The 17,666-nt window shown below is 48.0% G+C and carries 13 protein-coding genes; 3 read left to right on the top strand and 10 right to left on the bottom strand.

Annotated elements, in window-relative coordinates; genetic code table 11:
- Nucleotides 1-17: 17 nt before the first annotated feature.
- Together R3D00_15920 and ggt are read right to left on the bottom strand one after the other, a co-directional pair.
- Nucleotides 18-1,154, bottom strand: coding sequence for an FAD-dependent oxidoreductase (locus tag R3D00_15920; protein MEZ4774673.1), 1,137 nt, complete (start codon nt 1,152-1,154; stop codon nt 18-20).
- 12 nt (nt 1,155-1,166) lie between these two features.
- A complete protein-coding gene (gene ggt / locus R3D00_15915; protein ID MEZ4774672.1) occupies nt 1,167-2,855 on the bottom strand; it encodes a gamma-glutamyltransferase in 1,689 nt (562 codons plus the stop codon).
- Nucleotides 2,856-3,012: 157 nt separating this feature from the next.
- On the opposite strand from ggt, the gene R3D00_15910 reads away from it, so the two are divergent.
- Entirely contained in the window at nt 3,013-3,477 is a 465-nt protein-coding gene (locus R3D00_15910; protein ID MEZ4774671.1) for an FKBP-type peptidyl-prolyl cis-trans isomerase, read from the top strand.
- A gap of 169 nt (nt 3,478-3,646) precedes the next feature.
- Nucleotides 3,647-4,627 (top strand): Gfo/Idh/MocA family oxidoreductase, encoded by a 981-nt coding sequence (locus R3D00_15905; GenBank protein MEZ4774670.1) that lies wholly within the window; start codon nt 3,647-3,649, stop codon nt 4,625-4,627.
- A 4-nt stretch (nt 4,628-4,631) separates the two neighbouring features.
- Here the strand turns inward: R3D00_15905 and R3D00_15900 are convergent, their stop codons facing one another.
- The 6 genes from R3D00_15900 to R3D00_15875 all read right to left on the bottom strand — a co-directional run bounded on the left by R3D00_15900 (nt 4,632) and on the right by R3D00_15875 (nt 14,062).
- Nucleotides 4,632-6,086: a DUF1501 domain-containing protein gene (locus R3D00_15900; protein MEZ4774669.1), complete on the bottom strand. Its 1,455-nt coding sequence runs from the start codon at nt 6,084-6,086 to the stop codon at nt 4,632-4,634.
- Nucleotides 6,083-9,142, bottom strand: a complete 3,060-nt coding sequence (locus R3D00_15895; protein ID MEZ4774668.1) for a PSD1 and planctomycete cytochrome C domain-containing protein — start codon at nt 9,140-9,142, stop codon at nt 6,083-6,085. The genes R3D00_15900 and R3D00_15895 overlap by 4 nt, the downstream gene beginning before the upstream one ends.
- 4 nt (nt 9,143-9,146) lie before the next feature.
- Nucleotides 9,147-10,490, bottom strand: a complete 1,344-nt coding sequence (locus R3D00_15890) for a Gfo/Idh/MocA family oxidoreductase (protein ID MEZ4774667.1) — start codon at nt 10,488-10,490, stop codon at nt 9,147-9,149.
- Nucleotides 10,491-10,602: 112 nt separating this feature from the next.
- Complete coding sequence (locus R3D00_15885) at nt 10,603-12,456, bottom strand: PQQ-dependent sugar dehydrogenase (GenBank protein ID MEZ4774666.1); 1,854 nt, start codon at nt 12,454-12,456, stop codon at nt 10,603-10,605.
- A gap of 85 nt (nt 12,457-12,541) precedes the next feature.
- Entirely contained in the window at nt 12,542-13,387 is an 846-nt protein-coding gene (locus tag R3D00_15880) for a fumarylacetoacetate hydrolase family protein (protein MEZ4774665.1), read from the bottom strand.
- Between the two features lie 12 nt (nt 13,388-13,399).
- Nucleotides 13,400-14,062 carry a hypothetical protein gene (locus R3D00_15875; protein MEZ4774664.1) on the bottom strand — a complete coding sequence of 221 codons (663 nt, stop codon included), beginning with the start codon at nt 14,060-14,062 and terminating at the stop codon, nt 13,400-13,402.
- 52 nt (nt 14,063-14,114) lie between these two features.
- Here R3D00_15875 and R3D00_15870 point away from each other — a divergent pair, with 52 nt between their 5' ends.
- A complete protein-coding gene (locus tag R3D00_15870) occupies nt 14,115-15,347 on the top strand; it encodes an N-acetylmuramoyl-L-alanine amidase (GenBank protein ID MEZ4774663.1) in 1,233 nt (410 codons plus the stop codon).
- A gap of 12 nt (nt 15,348-15,359) precedes the next feature.
- Here the strand turns inward: R3D00_15870 and R3D00_15865 are convergent, their stop codons facing one another.
- Nucleotides 15,360-16,316, bottom strand: coding sequence for an MlaD family protein (locus tag R3D00_15865; GenBank protein ID MEZ4774662.1), 957 nt, complete (start codon nt 16,314-16,316; stop codon nt 15,360-15,362).
- A complete protein-coding gene (locus R3D00_15860; protein ID MEZ4774661.1) occupies nt 16,316-17,662 on the bottom strand; it encodes a saccharopine dehydrogenase C-terminal domain-containing protein in 1,347 nt (448 codons plus the stop codon). Before R3D00_15860 ends, R3D00_15865 begins: the two co-directional genes overlap by 1 nt.
- Nucleotides 17,663-17,666: the final 4 nt, after the last annotated feature.

The raw sequence follows: 17,666 nt of genomic DNA, 5'->3' as shown, positions 1-17,666 counted from the left end.
TATCTGTCGTTTTCCTTTCAGGAAAGAATCAGTTCGCCGCCTTCCTGACCTGTTTGGGCCCCAATCGCCACCCCCATTCCTCCCAACCTTACCGAAACTGCGACATTCGGACTGATTTTTTCTACGATCGGTGTTTTGGTCTTTCCCAATCCCATAATACCGCTCCATCGCCGGGAGATTGTCCATTTTATACCCGGAAGGATCATCTCATCGACCAGGCGATGCAGCTCTCCCTGAATGACTGCTGTAGAGCCCGCCTGATCGGTCGTCTCTCCTTCAAAATCTTTATTTCTGGCTCCTCCTATCAGCAATTGATTGCCCACATTGCGGAAATATACATAACCCTCATCGTAATGATAACAACCCCGCACCTTCCAGCCGGGGATGGGGTCGGTAATCCATACCTGATTTCGTCCGGGGTTTACCGCCAGGGCAGGAAACAATTTACGGGCAAATCCATTCGTAGCGACCAATACCCGGCTGGAAAAAAACTCCCATTCGTTTTCACACTTCACCCCTACCCGATCGCCCTGGTCAAATAATTCACGAATCCCTAATCCATTGATGATTTCCACATTCAAAGCCCGTGCCCTGGCAATTAAAGTTGCCATCATTTTTCCTGTATCTATCTGTCCCTCAGCGACATTGGCAATCATTTTCTCCACTCCGGCAAATCCCAGCGAAGCAATCCGGTCATTTTCTATCCGGAATACCGTCTTTTCCCCAATGATGGCATACAACATCTGGTTGATTTCGGACATCCGGTCCTGACACTTTTCAAAAACCAGCCGGTCTTTGGCGGTAAATATTTCGTAGCCGCCATAATGTTCGTAGCCAATTGCTGAATCCCCTAACAAGCTGCGGAGTTTTTTTAATCCCGCCCAGCGTTTTTCCACCAGACCGGCAACCGCGTCCGCAGGCTGGGCGGAGAGGTCTGCCAGCAGTTCGGTCATACTGCCAAAACAGGCAAAACCTGCATTTCGGGTGCTGGCACCACTAGGCAGAGGCCCTCTCTCCACCACAAGTACCCGCAAGAGCGGGCTTATCGTTTTAATGTGAATCGCGGCATTCAGTCCCACAATCCCACTGCCAATAATCAATACATCCGGGTGGCCGATAAATGATTCGGCTTCCCAGAAACTCATTTCCATCATGTCAAACTGGGGTTAATAGCCCGCTGCCTGCCCGTCTTTCCGGGATTCGGATGCGCCGTAATACACACCGTTTTTGGCATCATACATAATCGCCTGATATCCGCCATAATTTCCCGAGTCAAACCCAATTTTATGGCCTTTTAGTTCCAGCCCGCGTATCGTTTCATAGGGAAAGCCGCTCTCCAGATTCAGCACCCCTCCATCGGTCATGACACTGCCTGTGGGGGAAGAAGAACCGTCGTGGTTCATCCGGGGGGCGTCTCCCGCCTCCTGAAGGTTCATGCCAAAATCAATCAGATTCACCAGAATCTGCACATGTCCCTGGGGCTGCATATCGCCCCCCATGACACCAAAACTGATAAAAGGCTTTCCTTCTTTGGTTACAAATGCGGGAATAATTGTGTGAAACGGACGTTTTCCGGGTTCGTACACATTAAAGTGCCCTTCTTCAAGGGTAAACAATTCGCCGCGGTCCTGAAGCATAAAACCCAGATCGCCAGGTACTACGCCAGAACCCATTCCCCGAAAATTGCTTTGAATAAAGGAGACCATATTGCCTTCTTTATCGGCTACGGTCAGATAAATGGTATCGCCATCTTTGATTTTGCCCGCAGGATAGGATCTTCCTGCGCGATTGAGATTCAGGAGATTACGCCTTTCATTGGCGTATTCTTTAGAAATCAGCCAGTCAACCGGAATTTCATTAAAGGCCGGATCAGCATAAAATTTTGCACGGTCTTCAAACGCAATCTTTTTTGCTTCGGTAAGCACATGCAGATATTCGGGCGTACCAAACCCCATGGATTTGAGATCGTAGGCCTCCAGAATATTGAGCATTTGCAAGGCAGCAATCCCTTGACCATTGGGGGGAAGTTCCCACACATCGTAACCGCGATAATTTGTAGAAACCGGTGTTACCCATTCAGAAGTATGATTTTTGAGGTCTTCTTTGGTAATAAATCCGCCCACTTCCTTCATATGAGCAGCAATTTTGGCGGCGATTTCGCCTTTATAGAAGGCTTTCCGCCCGTCATTGGCAATCAGTTCGAGGGTGTTCGCCAGCCGGGGATTTTTGAATACTTCGCCTTTCCGCGGGCAGTGTCCGCCGGGCATATAGGTATCGGCAAAGTTGGGCATATCTTTATAGGCACGCTCCGAAACTTCCAGATAAAAGGCAATCAGTTCCGAAACAGGAAAACCCTCTCTGGCATAATTGATCGCCGGGGCGAGCACAACTTTCATGGGGAGTTTTCCAAATTTTTCATGCAATTCAAACCACCCATCGACACAGCCTGGTACAGAAACCGGCAGCGGTCCGCGGGGAGGAATGCTGGTGTAGCCGTTGTCCTTAAAATACTGAAGGGTGAGGGATTGAGGCGAACGACCAGAGGCGTTAAGGCCGTAAAGCTGCTGGGTTTTGGCGTCCCAGACGATGGCAAACAGATCGCCGCCAATTCCCGAGCCGGTGGGCTCCATGAGTCCGAGCGTTGCATTGGCAGCGATGGCGGCGTCAACTGCCGTTCCGCCTGCCTTGAGGATATCAAGCGCGACCTGAGTAGCCAGCGGCTGACTGGTAGCAGCCATTCCATTTCGGGCAATGACTTCTGATCGGGTAGCGAAATTGTAACCGGTGAGTCGATCCTGTGCGCGAGCCATAAAGCATACAAAAATAAGCAGATTCAAGTAAATAAACCTTTTCATAAATATTCAGATTGAATGGACAAGGGATTAAGCTAAGAAAAAGCCGTGAAAAAATGAGAAATGAATAAATGTTTTGGAAAAAAAGAAATTTGGCGACGGGTACCTTCATGCTTAAATTAGCGTTTCTATTCGTAAACAATTAAATCAGACGGAAGTCATGAAATTTATTTCTTATTTATTCTTTTCTATCGTCCTGTTGACCTATATCGGTTGTGATGATCTTCCGACCTTCGAAGAGCAACTTACCATTGACAAAGCGATAATCGAAGATTATATCGCTGAAAATGGCCTGGTTGGTCAATGGACTACTAACGGTGTGTTTTATACCATGGAAAAAGAAGGCGTTGGTACTGCTCACCCAACTACTTCCAGCTCCATTGAAATCATCTATGAAGGTAAATTTCTCGATGGCACTACCTTCGATTCTTCCAAAGGCTTTCCTGTAAATTTTAATGTTTACTCGCTCATCAGAGGCTGGCAGGAAGGCATTCTCCAGTATAAAAAGGAAAGTAAGGGTACCATGATCATCCCTTCGGGTCTTGCCTATGGCCCCAATGGCACCTATGGCATTCCTGGCGATGCGGTGATTCTCTTTAATATTGAATTGCTGGACTTTAACTGATCTTCAGAAATCCTGAAAAAAGCCCTGCTTCCGGCTATGGCCGAGTTAGAAGCAGGATTTTTTTCTTACTGCCCTATTAACACTGTTATATTTTATTTCATTTATAAATTAGTTATTTTTTTCTCCAATTTTGCCCAACTTGAGTCCCTATATCCAATAATACACGACAATGGAAAAAATCCGCTGGGGAATCCTCGCCACTGGTAAAATTGCCCACAAATTTGCACAAGGGCTTCAAACCCTGCCGGGCGCGATCATTCAGGCTGTAGGATCCCGCTCTGAAGAAAGTGCCAAAAGCTTTGCGGCAACCTATCAAATCCCGAATATCCATACCAGTTATGAAGCACTGGCAGCAGACCCGTCCGTGGATGTTATCTATGTCGCCACCCCTCACCCCTCGCACAAAGCAAATACGCTCCTTTGCCTGGAAAATGGAAAACATGTTTTGTGCGAAAAACCTTTTGCCGTAAATGCCAGCGAAGCGGAAATCATGGTTTCCAAAGCCAGGGAAAAAGGATTATTCCTCATGGAAGCTATGTGGACGCGGTTTATGCCCGCCAATATTGAATTGCGGAAAATCCTCAAAGATCAACTGATAGGAGACATCCGTATGCTGACCGCTGACTTTGGGTTTGGATCGGCATTTGATCCCCTGGCAAGAACCTATAACCCGGAGCTCGCGGGCGGGGCGCTTCTTGATGTGGGCATTTATCCGATTTCTTACGCTTATATGATCTTTAGGCAGGAACCCGCTCATGTCAGTTCCACCGCTTCAATTTGCGCAACTGGCGTGGATGATCAGTCTGCTTATCTGTTTGGGTATAATAATGGAGCTATCGCGCGCCTGAGTTCCTCCGTAGCAGTTGAAACTTCTAAAGAAGCAGTCATCCATGGAAATAAAGGCATGATCCGGATTCCTCTTTTCTGGAAAGCAAACGAGCTGCATATTCAGCAGGAAGGGAAAGAAGCCGTTACCTACAAATTCCCCTATGCCAGCACAGGGCTTCAGTTTCAGGCAAAAGAAACGATGAACTGTATCCGTGAGGGAAAATCAGAAAGTGCCATTATGCCTTTGGATGAAACGCTGCAAATCATGCGCATGCTTGACCGGATTCGCGCACAATGGGGAATGAAGTATCCGATGGAATAATGAGTTACGACAGGATTCCTTTGATTACCTTACCGTGGACATCGGTCAGGCGAATATCTCTTCCGCTAAAGTGATAGGTCAGCCTTTCGTGGTCAACGCCCAAAAGATGCAGCATGGTGGCATGCAGGTCGTGAATGGTCGTTTTATTTTCCACTACATTATATCCGTATTCGTCGGTCATCCCATAAACCGTTCCTGCTTTTATACCTGCGCCTGCCAGCCAGATACTAAATGCAGATGGATTATGGTCGCGGCCATCTGTTCCCTGTGCAAAAGGCGTTCGCCCAAATTCACAGGCAAAGACGACCAGTGTTTCTTCCAGCAATCCACGGCTTTTCAGATCTTTGAGCAAACCAGCAATCGGTTGATCTACGGCATGTGCATTGAGGGTATGTCCTTCTTTTAACCCCTGATGTTGATCCCATCGGTCGGCCTTTACCCTTGGACAGGTCAGCTCAATAAATCGCACGCCTCTTTCGACCAGGCGGCGGGCAAGGAGACACTGCGCGGCATAACTTCTTGTATTGGGATCATCGGAGAACAGTCCGTACATATTTTTCGTTGCCCGGGTTTCTCCTGAAATATCTGCCAGTTCGGGCACCGATGCCTGCATACGATAGGCCAGTTCGTAGTTGGATATCGCCGATTCTATCTGATCTTCATGGCCAATTTTGCCAAGCAATCGCTGATCCATCTGCTGCATAAACCGCAACTTCTGATCCTGAATGGCCGGGGTTGCTTCGAGTGGGCGAATATTGGCCAATGGCATTTCCCCGGAATTAAATATAGAAGCCTGATAAGAAGCTGGCAAAAATCCGCTCTTAAAGTTGTCAAGCCCTCCCGGAGGGGTTAATCCGCCATCAAGAACCACATAACCGGGCAGGTCTTCATTTTCACTTCCCAATCCATAATTGATCCATGATCCCATACTCGGTCTTCCCTGAATCCCAATCCCTGTGTGGAGGAAATAATTGGCATTGGTATGTTCGGGAAAGTCAGAAACCATCGACCGAACAACCGCTATATCATCTACACAGGTAGCGATATGGGGAAACAAATCACTCACCCAAATGCCGGATTGCCCGTACTGGCGAAACTCCCAGGGGCTTTTCAGAATTTTTCCAATGTTGTTGAATTGTGTAGCCTGTACTTCAAATTTTTCGTAGGGGTTTTGTCCGTTTTCCTTAGCCAGTCTAGGCTTAGGGTCAAAACTATCCACCTGAGACACCCCGCCATCCATATAGAGGAAAATAATACTACGGGCTTTTGCCGGGAAATGGGGAACAAGTCCCGGATTAATTCCGCCACCGGCAGCCAGTTTTTCAGTCGTGGCCATTAACTTTGTGCCAAAGGGAATGCTACTCATTAGCCCCATGAGTGCCACAGAACCAAATCCATTGCGACAAAGGGTCAGCATTTCTCTGCGCGACATCCGGTGATTGCAGGTATGGGGTTTCATAATAGGTGAATAAATTCCTTGAGGTTAAAAATCGTATGACAGTAATCCGCCCATATCTGCGGCTCATCCATCTCCTGTCCGTCCTCACAGCCGTAATAAACAGCCTGCATTTTCAAAAACTCTTCTGCCTGACGGATATCTTCTGTTGTTGGTTCCCGGGAAAATGCCCGTTGGTAAATGGCCGCAATCCTCGCTTCCCTGGAAGCAGTAGCTGCCATCACATTTGCGGCCCAGTAACCAGCTTCTTCCTGCACAAATGGATCATTCATCAGGGTAAGCGATTGCGCCGGGACATTGGTAATATTACGGTTGCCAAATGTGGAAAAAGGCACAGGCATGTCAAATACCAGCATCATCGGAGAGAGAAAATTTCTGCGGATTGAAAGATAAATGCTTCGCCGGCCACCGCCGTCCAGAGGGCCGGAAATATCGGGGCGCCCTCTGCCAGTCATAAAGGGTGTGAGATGAACAGGAACTGACTCGCCAAACATGGCAGAGTCCAGACAACCAGATATGGCCAGTATTCCATCGCGGATAGATTCTGCTTCCAATCTCCTTACCGGAAAATGGTGCCACAGAAGATTTTGGGGATCTGCAAGTTGGTTTTCCGGAGAGACTTCGGAAGCTCTTCGAAATGTCTGAGTGAGCACCAGGCTTCGGATCATTTTTTTCACTGACCATCCGTCCTCAATAAACCTCACAGCCAGAAAGTCCAACAACTCCGGATTTGTCGGGAGTTTACCCTGAAGACCAAAATTATCAACGCTTTCAACAATCCCACGTCCATAAAGATAATGCCAGATACGGTTGATCATCACCCGGGAGGTAAGCGGATTAGCAGGATCAGTAACCGCTTTTGCCCACGCCAGCCGGCCACTGCCATTCTGCGGAAACGGTTCCTTCCCTGCTACGGAGTGTAAAAACTGATGCTGCACATCAAACTCGCTGTAGTTTCCCACTTTCCCACGAATAAATACCGGACTAAACACAGAATCCCCTTCTGTAAAACCGATAATGTAATCCGGGCGCCAGGCTTTTTGTGTGAGCACCTGCCATTTTTCCACATCTTCCCAGACCGGATCCAAAGAAACATCCACTTTATGAGTTTCAATCAGTTTGTTTATCAATTTTAATTCTGAAAGACTTGCTGTACCTGCAATCCAGTTTTCAATAGCCGCCCGGGCGCCCGAAGAAGAAGTGGAAACCGAGGGCTCTGGCAATTCCGGTGATTTTCCCGACCAGGTAACCACATATTCCACCTCAGCCCAGGCATCTGAAGGAAGAGAATAGGTATGCCGGTCAAATAATCCGGGAAGAATTTCCACATACGCTTTATGTCCTTTCCACATCGCCACATCCATCCGGTAATTGGTCATATTTTCCCCGGCAATCGTCTTCGAAATATCTCCGTAAATCGGCCATTGGATAAGTTGAAAATTATCAATTACCGCGCGAATGACACTATTTTTACCCGCTGCCCGAACTTCAATAAAATCGTCGGTTATCGTAAAATTGGGCGAACGAAGTGCGCCGTGAATGCCGGGCCCATAACGACGCATTGTCGCAGAAGGATATGAGATTGCAGATAACTTACAGGTTGCTGTGTCGGGTAAAAACTTCCCTTCCGCTGGTTTTTCACCAAAAGCCAGTCCGTCGGCGTACCATCCATCAAAAGTTCCCGATCGAAAGTCACCCAGTACAGAAAATGTCGAACTGTCGTTGTCTTCGGTTGCGCCGCCATCAACAAGAACCGCATTGATAACCGGAGGAATCGTTTTAGTCAATGCTTCTTCTTCCAAAGACTGAAGCATTTGTCTGCCCACAGCGTTTCTCAAAACCGTTTGCTGCCTGTCGAGCATATTCAAAATATCCTGATAGTCAGGAGACAAATTTACAGGTTGAGGCGTAAAACGGGCACTTTCCAGCATCCCGTACATGGCGTAGTAGTCGGTAGTAGGAATGGGATCGAATTTATGATCGTGGCAGCGGGCACATCCAACTGTAAGTCCCTGAAAAGTCTTGGACGTTACATCAATCATATTATCCACACGATCGGCCTCCTCCTGTTTGATACTTACCGGGCTATGTTTTCCTTCACCCATGTAAAAAAAAGCAGTTCCGATTACGGATTCATTACCCCCCTTGCCAGGTTGCAGCCGGGGATTAGGCAGCATGTCTCCGGCAATATGCTCCATCACCAGTTGGTTGTAGTGCACATCTTCATTAAACGCCCGTATCAGGTAATCGCGATAATGCCAGGCACCCCCCACATTGTAGTCAAATTCATGCCCCATAGACTCGGCATACCGCACAAGGTCCATCCAGTGCCGCGCCCACCGTTCTCCAAAATGCGGCGAATCCAGCAACCGGTCCACCAACTTTTCGTAAGCATCGGGGGAATTGTCAGCCAGAAAATCACGCACATCCTCCGGAGCGGGGGGCAAACCGGTAAGCAAATAAGACAGGCGCCTGATTTGGGTGTGTTTATCCGCTTCAGCGGAAGGAGTTATCTTTTTGTTTTTCAGCTCCTTACCGATAAGATAATCGACCACTGCTGAAGTTCCTGCTTTGGCCACTTTTCGGGGGATTGCCGGTTTTTCAGGCGGAATAAACGCCCAATGGGTTTTCCATTCAGCGCCGTTGTCAATCCATCGCCGGAGCAGTTCAATTTCCGTTTCGGAGAGAATCTTTTTTGCCTCCGGCGGGGGCATCTGCACTTCCGGATCATGAGAGGATATGCGCCGCATCAATTCACTTTTGGCTGCATGCCCCGGCACAATTGCATGTCCGCCATCTTCCAGAGGGGAAGTAGCATCGGCAAAATTGTCAAGCCGAAGGTTTGCTTCCCGGCTACTGGAGTCGGGGCCGTGGCAGATATAGCAATTGGCCGAGAGAATCGGCCGTATATGATAATTGAAATCAGGCGATTCCGGCAAGCCGGGAAACGAGGTATCCTGTTTCCAGGGATTAATCATAAACCCGGTAGCCAGCAAAACCACCCATGGCGCCCACCATCGGAGATATCGCCAGGAGAAGATTTGAATAAACTGGCGCATCAGCTTAGACCTTTATTTCCCACCCAGGTTCATACGTTCTGCCCCAAAGTTCCATCGCCTGCGGATCACCGATGATATGCCCGTTGCGCTGGTCGATATTCAGTACACGGCCGGTACGCTGGGCGATATTGCCAAGCTGGCAAAGCAGGGTACTTTTGAATCCGCCTTCAATTTCGCTATTAAGCGGGCTGCCATCTCTGATTGCTGAGAGGAAATTGGCAATATGCGGGGAATCATAGCGCATGCCGGGGCCCATAGTGTTGGTGGTTTGGTCGGGGGAATCGTCCTGTTTTACATCTTTGATGATCTTCGCCTGACTGCTGTTGTCATACACCGTATAGGTATCATTTCCCCTGACGACAATCGTTCCGCCTTCGCCGTAAAAGATTACCCCCGCTCCGGTATTTTCGGGCTGATAGCCATTACAGCTCCGGCCTTCCCAGGTCATGGATTTCCCTTCCTCAAAATCAAAACTGATGACCTGTGTATCTGGCGTCTGCCAGTCATCTTTATAATGATATCTTCCGCCAGTGGAAACAACCCTTGAGGGGTAGTCCAACTGCATACCCCAGCGCATCAGGTCAAGCATGTGCGTACCATTGTTGAGCGACTCACCGGTACCCCAGTGCCAGAACCAGTGCCAGTTGTAGGGGTGAATATTGTCCTGGAAAGGCCGACGCGGTGCTGGCCCCTGCCAGAGGTCAAAATCCAGGTAGTCTGGTACGGCGGTTTGTTTTCCAAATCCAATCGGGGCACGGTTGTTTGCGTACCAGCCTTTGCTGTAATACACCCTTCCAATTATACCGGAATGAATTTCGCGGATACATTGCTGCATATTGGGCCAGGTCCGGCGCTGATTACCCATTTGCACCATACGGTTGTATTTGCGCGATGCGGCGACCAGCCATTCGCCTTCCTGCGGATTGTGGCTACAGGGTTTTTCGACATACACATGTTTACCAGCCTGACAGCCAATAATCGCAGCCGGCGCATGCCAGTGGTCGGGAGCGGCAATGGCAATCGCATCTACATTTTTATCTTCCAGGACTTTGCGTATATCCTTTTCAAGTTTGGGGCGTTTTTTCTGGTATTCAGACATCCCTTCGATTGCTGGCTCAAAATAGCGCTCATCCACATCAACCAGATAGGCAATTTCGCAGTCGGGCTGCGCGGCAAAATTTTGGGTAAGCGCATGCCCCCGACTTCGGAGACCCATGATGGCAACTACGATTTTTTTGCTGGGCATGCCTTTAGCAAAAATCTGAAAGGGGCTGGCAGCAATACCTGCGGTTACGCCGGCTGCTGCAGAAGTTTTGATAAATGACCTGCGGTTTATCTGATTTTTCATTCGACAAAGGGTTTGGGTTTGTTCAATATCGGACTTTTCCGACTTTCTTCAAAGCCGCGTGCAGGTATTCATTTTCCCAGACCGTCAATGTTTACAGCTGCCCCTTATACTTCTAATCGTTGCGCACCCATCTGAGCACGCCTATTTGGCCATTTTGCAATAACTGAACGATATAAACGCCCGCAGGCAGATCTCCAACCGTTACTTCCCACTGGTTCCATCCGGCTGTAAAAAAGGTTTGCCCATCATACCATTCTCTTCCTGCCAGATCAAAAATATGCAGCGCTGCCTCGCCCGCCGAACGGGTCTCGGAAGTGAGCGTAAACGATGTTGTTCCGGGATTAGGGGTAATTCGCATGAAGATTTCGCTTATATCGATATCTACTGTGGTACGTATAAAAAAGATCTCCTCCGACCTTCCGGTACAGCCATTGATATCGGTTACCTCTACATAATATTTACCCGAATCAGCAGCTACATACAGTGAATCATTTGCTCCCGGAATGGCAACACTGTCCTGATACCACTGAAAGGATACCCCCGAACCGGCCCATAACGTATCGCCCGAAATGGTGATTGCCGGAGCAACTGCGATCCCCTCCTGCACAACTACAGAGGCAGAAACCGAACACAAAGCAGAATCTGTCACGGTAAGCGAATACGTACCGGGAAAAAGGCCGGATAAATCAGCGGAGTCCGGGCCATGAGACCAGGAATAGGTATAACTTCCGGTACCCCCGGTTACAGCAACCGAAATACTTCCGTTTCCAAGTCCGGCACAGCTCACATCTTCGCTTTCCAGCGAAACCGATAGCCCGTTACAACTTTCTTTTAATTGGTAAATAATACCATTGCCCGTTCCGGCAACAAATATTTCCCCGTCAACATTTTCTCCAAAAGAACCTATATTGTATGTCGGAGAAAGCACCCCATGGTCGGTAATCATCCAGCCGGAAACAGCTGTGGTATCCGGGTAAATCGTCCAGAATCTACCCGAGCAATAGTCGGCAAAAACATAATAGCCATACATGGCCGAATAGTTGCTTCCCCGATAGACAAACCCGCCAGTTACGGAACAGCCGTTGGCCCCGCTGTGAGCATATTCAAAAACGGGAAATTCGAATCCGGTGCTACCACATCCGCTTTGATTGAAGTTGTGCGTACCTTCAAAACACCGCCAGCCATAGTTTTCGCCACCGGGGGAGGTTGCAGGCTGAAAATCAATTTCTTCGTATTGGTTTTGCCCGACATCGCCGATCCACATATCTCCGGTAAGTCGATCAAAGCTAAACCGCCAGGGATTTCGGAGGCCATACGCCCATATCTCATCATTGATATTGGGCACATGCACAAATGGATTGGTTGGGGGGATAGCATATGAATTTCCCTGATTCACATCCAGGCGGAGAATTTTCCCCAGCAGAGAAGAAGTCGTCTGTCCATTATTTTGAGGGTCTCCGCCACTTCCACCATCTCCAAAAGAAATATACAAATAGCCATCCGGACCAAAAGCCAGGTCGCCACCGTTGTGATTTGAATACGGCTGACTAACGGTAAGGAGAATCACCTCACTGTTGGGATCGGCAGAATCAGGATTTGCTGTAACCGAAAAACGGGAAACCCGGGTGTCTCCGTTGCTATTGATATAATCCACATAAAAATAAGGGGTCGAAGGATACTGCGGGTGGAAAACGAGCCCCAGCAATCCCCGCTCCGAACCACCCGTAGATAAGACTCTCGCATCTATATCCAGAAATGGGGTAGGATTTACATTTCCTGCGGAATCGACAATAAAAATATAGCCATTCCTTTGAACGACAAATAGTCGGCTGTCACCCGAATGGGCAATATCTACCGGCTGAGTAAACCCATTGGCAAAAGGATCCAACACAAGCGTTGGCTGCGCAAAAAGAGACATTGATCCGAAACCGATCAAAATCAGAGGAAAAAGTAAATATTTCATCATCAAACAGCATTACAGTGAAGCCCGGAAGCCAGGCTATATATAAAACTACTTTAACAGACAAAACCCTCTGATTGATTGATTGTTTTTATTTTTTCCTGGCGACTACATTGGAAAGTGTACCGATTGCCCCAATGGTAATGTTGACAATATCTCCGGGCTGTAGCGTAAAGTCGCTGTCAGGAACAATCCCTGTACCGGTCATCAACAGACAGCCTGTCGGGAATTCACATTCGCGGTACAGCCAGCCGGCCAGTTCTTCCGGGTTTCGCTTCATTTGAGAAAGGGTAATATCTCCGGAGAAAACGACCTGATTCATCCGCAAAATTTCTATAGAGACGGGTGTCTCGGCGTCAAGCGGTTGTTCTGGCACATAGATACAAGGACCTAAACCCGCACAACGCTCATAGGACTTTGCCTGTGGCAGATACAGCGGATTTTCACCTTCTATGCTCCGCGAACTCATATCGTTGCCGATGGTATAACCAATGATTTTGCCAGAAGAGGATATCATCAGGGTGAGTTCCGGCTCGGGCACATCCCAGACCGAATCTCTCCGAATGTACACCTCTGTCCCAGAACCCGCAACACGGGAAGCTGTTGCCTTAAAAAATAATTCCGGCCGGTCAGCATAATATACCCGGTCGTAAAAATCGCCCCCACCGGCAGCTTCTGCTTCCTCCATACGTGCAACCCGGCTGCGAAAGTAGGTAACGCCTGAAGCCCATACTTCCTGTGTTCCGATCGGTGCCAGCAGTCCATTTGCGATACGTTGATCGCCATCTGACACCGGTGTCATCTGAAGCACGGCTTTCAAAACCTCTGCGCGCAGATTGTCCCGGTTGATAAATGTGTCCCAACTGATATGGGAGAATAGAAAGTCGCCCGTCTTCAGGCGAACCAGAATGCCCTCATTTGTGTTAAAAATATGCATAATTATTTCCTTTTATATCACTCCGGGTTTGTCTCTGGATGACAGCGAGATATGCAAATGATCTGCTGTCCCGGAGTGACGCAAGGTATTAAATCCCATCAGGATAAAATATAATTGAAGCAATTTATTTCTGATTTCTCCGTGACCTTTTGTACGAAGATCCATGGCATGAACGTAACCATCTTTTTGTTTGTAATGAAGAGAATTTTTTCCAGTTTTCAATCCCATCGCATGGTAATCTTCCTTTACCCGGGAGAGATCCGTGATGAGCACCGACTGGTCCAGCAGGAGGAGGGTACCGGCCGACATCCGCAGAAGCGGATGCAAAGAGGAAAACTCTTTTCTGACCTTTTCAGTTTTGGCATTGGCCCCGGAGAGGTTGATCAAGGTATACCCTCCATAAAAAACCAACAGGCCCGCAGCCAGCCATGCTTTGATTTTCAACGCGCTTTTGTCCAAGGTTTTCGTTCCGGTAAACCATTGCCAGATCATTACGAAGTAAATCATGATCACTGCAAATGCCAGGATAAACATCAACAAAATCGCCAGCCAGTGATACCAGTGATGATGTTCGTACAAGTACACAGACCCCCTGATGATGAGCCAGAACGGAGCGGCGATCATGATTGTCAGTTGAAACAAAACAGACAGATATTTTTGAATGGTATGCTTCATGCTGGAAATAAATAGATTTTTTATATTTTGGCTACGAGAAACAACCCAACAAATGCGGTTATACAGGATCTTCTTTCTTTTACTATTGACATTTTTCTTCGCAAAAGTGCACGGAAACGCGCCAGAATATGTTCAGGCCATGGCCGGACCGGGAGACGGCGTATATTCCATTCTGGACAAATACAAAGCAAAAACCCCGTGCAACATTGAACAATTCAGGAAAATCAACGGACTGAAAAAAAATCAGGGATTACAAAACGGACGGGAGTACAAACTCCCTATTTTTCTTTATACCTATAATGGAAAAAGTATTCGGACAACCACCGGAGTCAACGATCTTCCATGGGCTGAGGAAGTACAAAGGTACAACGAGGTTATGGTGAAGTCTGGCTTAAAAACCGGCGATTACCGAGATAACAAAGAACTTTGGGTGCCCTATCACATGATGTACTGCAAAAATGAGTCAGTACCTTTGGAGGAGGTGGAAGCAGCGGCCATTACCCAAACCGCTACTTTGAACAAACCTGCGAAAGGCGTACCGCTCAGAGGTACTTACGATATTTTCGGGGAAAAATATTCACGGGTTCCCCTCGAAAGTACCCGGCTTAGCGGAAAAGTATTTTATATCGTAAGTGGGCACGGCGGTCCTGATCCCGGGGCTATTGGCACTTACAATTCTCACAGTCTGTGTGAAGACGAATACGCTTACGACGTAGGGTTGCGATTGTCCCGCAGCCTCCTCGCCCACGGGGCGACGGTGTATATCATCACCCGTGATGAAAATGACGGCATCCGCGAAGGGGAAATCCTTCCCTGCGACAAGGACGAAACGCTTTGGGTAGATCAGAGAATTCCCGCCGGGCAATCAGACCGGCTTTTCCAACGCTCCGACCAGGTGAATATGCTTTTTGAAAAAAACCAGAATCAGGGCGTACGCTATCAGCGGCTGGTAATTATACATGTTGATTCGGATGACCGCACAGAGCAGATCGACATGTATTTTTATCATCGGGTAGATGATATAGAAAGTAAAACCTTTGCGACCACTTTGTATGACATGATTAAAGCCAAATATGACGAGTTTCGCAAGGGAAGAGGGTATGAAGGGAAAGTTACCCCCAGAGACCTTCATATGCTCAGGGAAACCTTGCCCACCGCAGTTTATATTGAACTGGGTAATATCAAAAACCGAACGGATCAGTCGCGGCTGGTAGTAGAAGCAAACCGGCAACTCATGGCCAATTGGTTATTTGACGGCCTGGTACAGGATGCCGAAGGGAAATGATTTTTATCGGGCCTATTCGCTCTTTTTCCTTCTCAGCCCTACAATCACCCTTTTAGAGTGGATTTGTTCCAATACTTTATTAAGATTGTACAAAGTGGTATCCAGTTGTGCGGATAACTTCGGATCGCTCAGCACTCTTCCGGCGATACTATTGTCATCATTGAGGCCTTCCATCACACCATTCACGGCGCTCATGGTTTTGTTCAGGTTATTCAGTGTGGTTTCCATTTGTCCGAGCAATGAGTCTGCGCGGGGAACAAGCGTGGATTCGGCAGAGCGGGAAACTGCTTCGAGTTGGGTCAACAGGGGCTCGGTTTTTCCCATGAGATGATTCACTGCGGTAAGTGTAGTATCTACAGAATTGATCAGACCACTTCTTCGCAAATCTGAAAGCAACAAATTCAGGTTGGTGGCCGTGGTGGAGAAATCTGCGGTAAGTTTCGAGATTTCCCGTGAATCCATTTGCCCCATAAAGGCCTGGATATTGCCCATAAGGGTATCCATCCGGCCAATAATCCGGTTTATTCCGGCCATATCAACACTACCGGTTATTTCCCCAAAACCCGAAAACGCACTTGCAAAATCGGGGGAAGTTTTACCGGGAATAAACTGACTCAAGTCAAAGGGTATCCGCTCATTTCCCGGAAATATTTCAATCATTTTTCCTCCCAGAAGTTCTTTGATCCGAATCTCCGCATGTGCATCCTGAAACAATTGTACCCGCTGGTCAATGCTAACCGATACTGTCATAAAATCCTGTTCAGGGTGAATATCCACTACCCTGCCCGCGAGATATCCTCTTACATTCACCGCATCTCCTTCAAGCAGGCCACTTACCTGGTCAAACTTTATTTGATATAATGTCTCATCGGGTGCAAAAAAATGAATCCTTTTGGCCCAGGCAATCATAAGATATAGCAGGGCGATTCCTGCCAAAACGGTTAGTCCTACCCTGATTTCGTTTTTCATTATACTGTCGTTGAAATTTCCTTTTCCCGCTCCACGAACGATATTCCAAAACTTTCGAGTTCCTGCAGCACCGGTTTATAAATTTCCGGCAGAAGGGGAAGCATCACACCGCGAGACCGGATCTTTTCCTGAAGAATCAATTTTACTCCCATGGCGGCAGGCAATCCTACCGTTCGGGAAATGGCCGTATGCAGCGGGTCCAATCCTTTAGCTACAAGGGACGACTCCCGGGCAAACATACGCCCATTCAGTTGGTATTCAAAATAATCGAGCATGACCAGCATATCGGTGTCTGTCTGCCGGAACGAAAGTTTGTCGAGCAGCAGATCAAGCAGAATTTCTGCCGGTGTACCATTATTCCGGGAAATTTTCTCCTCTGAAAAAAGGCCTGCCCATTCCAGCCTTTGCATGAGCGGACTGCCGGGAATCGTCTCTAGATAATCGGCTAAGGCCTTTTCAAAGTCGTTGTCATCTGCTGCCGGCACGTACGCTGCGACCCATTCCCGGTAAGAAAGGCGGGAAGAATCGGGCAAACTATAAGAAGGATCCGTAATTCCCAATTTGACCAGCGCGTTCCATGCTTCGCAAAAGCCGGGATAACGCAGGGTTCCCCTGTACATCGTGGGAAGATCCTGTAATCTGTATTTTTCCCGGTAAACCAATGAGTCGCGGTTGGCATAGGCTTCGAAAGTGCCACAGCCGGGAATTTCAATGGCCTGCGTAGAAGAAAACAACCGGTGGTAAGGTATATACCGGCGTTTTCCCCTTTCAATAAAACGGGCGGTATGTTGGCCTGCGACAATGATATTCATCGGACTCCAGGTAAATTTATACCCCCAGGGATTATCATTGGATTCAGGTGCGACCAATGCACCACAGTAGGACTTAAACGCCAGCAATTTGCCCCCCATTTCTTTGATCTGATCGATATTTTGCATGGCGCTCATATGATCAATCCCAGGGTCGGCGCCCATTTCATTGAGGAAAACCAGCCCTTTTCGTTTTGCCTGCTCATCCATGGCTGCAATCTCCGGAGACAGATAGGAAGCTGTAACGAGATGGCATCCGAGTTCCAGACAATCACGGGCAATCAGAACATGCATATGTGGCGGCAAAAAAGAAACCACCAGATCAGCATGCATCAGTTGCTGACGACGCATTTCCTGATCATTGGCATCAAAAAATATTGCTTTTCCGCGGGGATGGTTACCGGTTTTTTCCTGAGCGAGAGCTTCCGAATAATCACCTACTGTAATTTCCCAATCATTCTCCCTTGCAGCGTGAAGCAGATATTCAATCAGATCAGAAGCAGAGCGACCTGCACCTATAACAAAAATTTTCTTCATACCA

The sequence above is a fragment of the Bacteroidia bacterium genome (assembly GCA_041391665.1).
GTDB lineage: Bacteria > Bacteroidota > Bacteroidia > J057 > J057 > JAGQVA01.
The sequence above is the reverse complement of the archived record's forward strand: the minus strand, read 5'-3'. Positions and strand labels throughout refer to the sequence as shown.

Coding starts and splice junctions, on each gene's coding strand:
- R3D00_15920 (MEZ4774673.1), bottom strand. CDS start 1,154: ATGATGGAAATGAGTTTCTGGGAAGCCGAATCATTTATCGGCCACCCG.
- ggt (MEZ4774672.1), bottom strand. CDS start 2,855: ATGAAAAGGTTTATTTACTTGAATCTGCTTATTTTTGTATGCTTTATG.
- R3D00_15910 (MEZ4774671.1), top strand. CDS start 3,013: ATGAAATTTATTTCTTATTTATTCTTTTCTATCGTCCTGTTGACCTAT.
- R3D00_15905 (MEZ4774670.1), top strand. CDS start 3,647: ATGGAAAAAATCCGCTGGGGAATCCTCGCCACTGGTAAAATTGCCCAC.
- R3D00_15900 (MEZ4774669.1), bottom strand. CDS start 6,086: ATGAAACCCCATACCTGCAATCACCGGATGTCGCGCAGAGAAATGCTG.
- R3D00_15895 (MEZ4774668.1), bottom strand. CDS start 9,142: ATGCGCCAGTTTATTCAAATCTTCTCCTGGCGATATCTCCGATGGTGG.
- R3D00_15890 (MEZ4774667.1), bottom strand. CDS start 10,490: ATGAAAAATCAGATAAACCGCAGGTCATTTATCAAAACTTCTGCAGCA.
- R3D00_15885 (MEZ4774666.1), bottom strand. CDS start 12,456: ATGATGAAATATTTACTTTTTCCTCTGATTTTGATCGGTTTCGGATCA.
- R3D00_15880 (MEZ4774665.1), bottom strand. CDS start 13,387: ATGCATATTTTTAACACAAATGAGGGCATTCTGGTTCGCCTGAAGACG.
- R3D00_15875 (MEZ4774664.1), bottom strand. CDS start 14,062: ATGAAGCATACCATTCAAAAATATCTGTCTGTTTTGTTTCAACTGACA.
- R3D00_15870 (MEZ4774663.1), top strand. CDS start 14,115: ATGCGGTTATACAGGATCTTCTTTCTTTTACTATTGACATTTTTCTTC.
- R3D00_15865 (MEZ4774662.1), bottom strand. CDS start 16,316: ATGAAAAACGAAATCAGGGTAGGACTAACCGTTTTGGCAGGAATCGCC.
- R3D00_15860 (MEZ4774661.1), bottom strand. CDS start 17,662: ATGAAGAAAATTTTTGTTATAGGTGCAGGTCGCTCTGCTTCTGATCTG.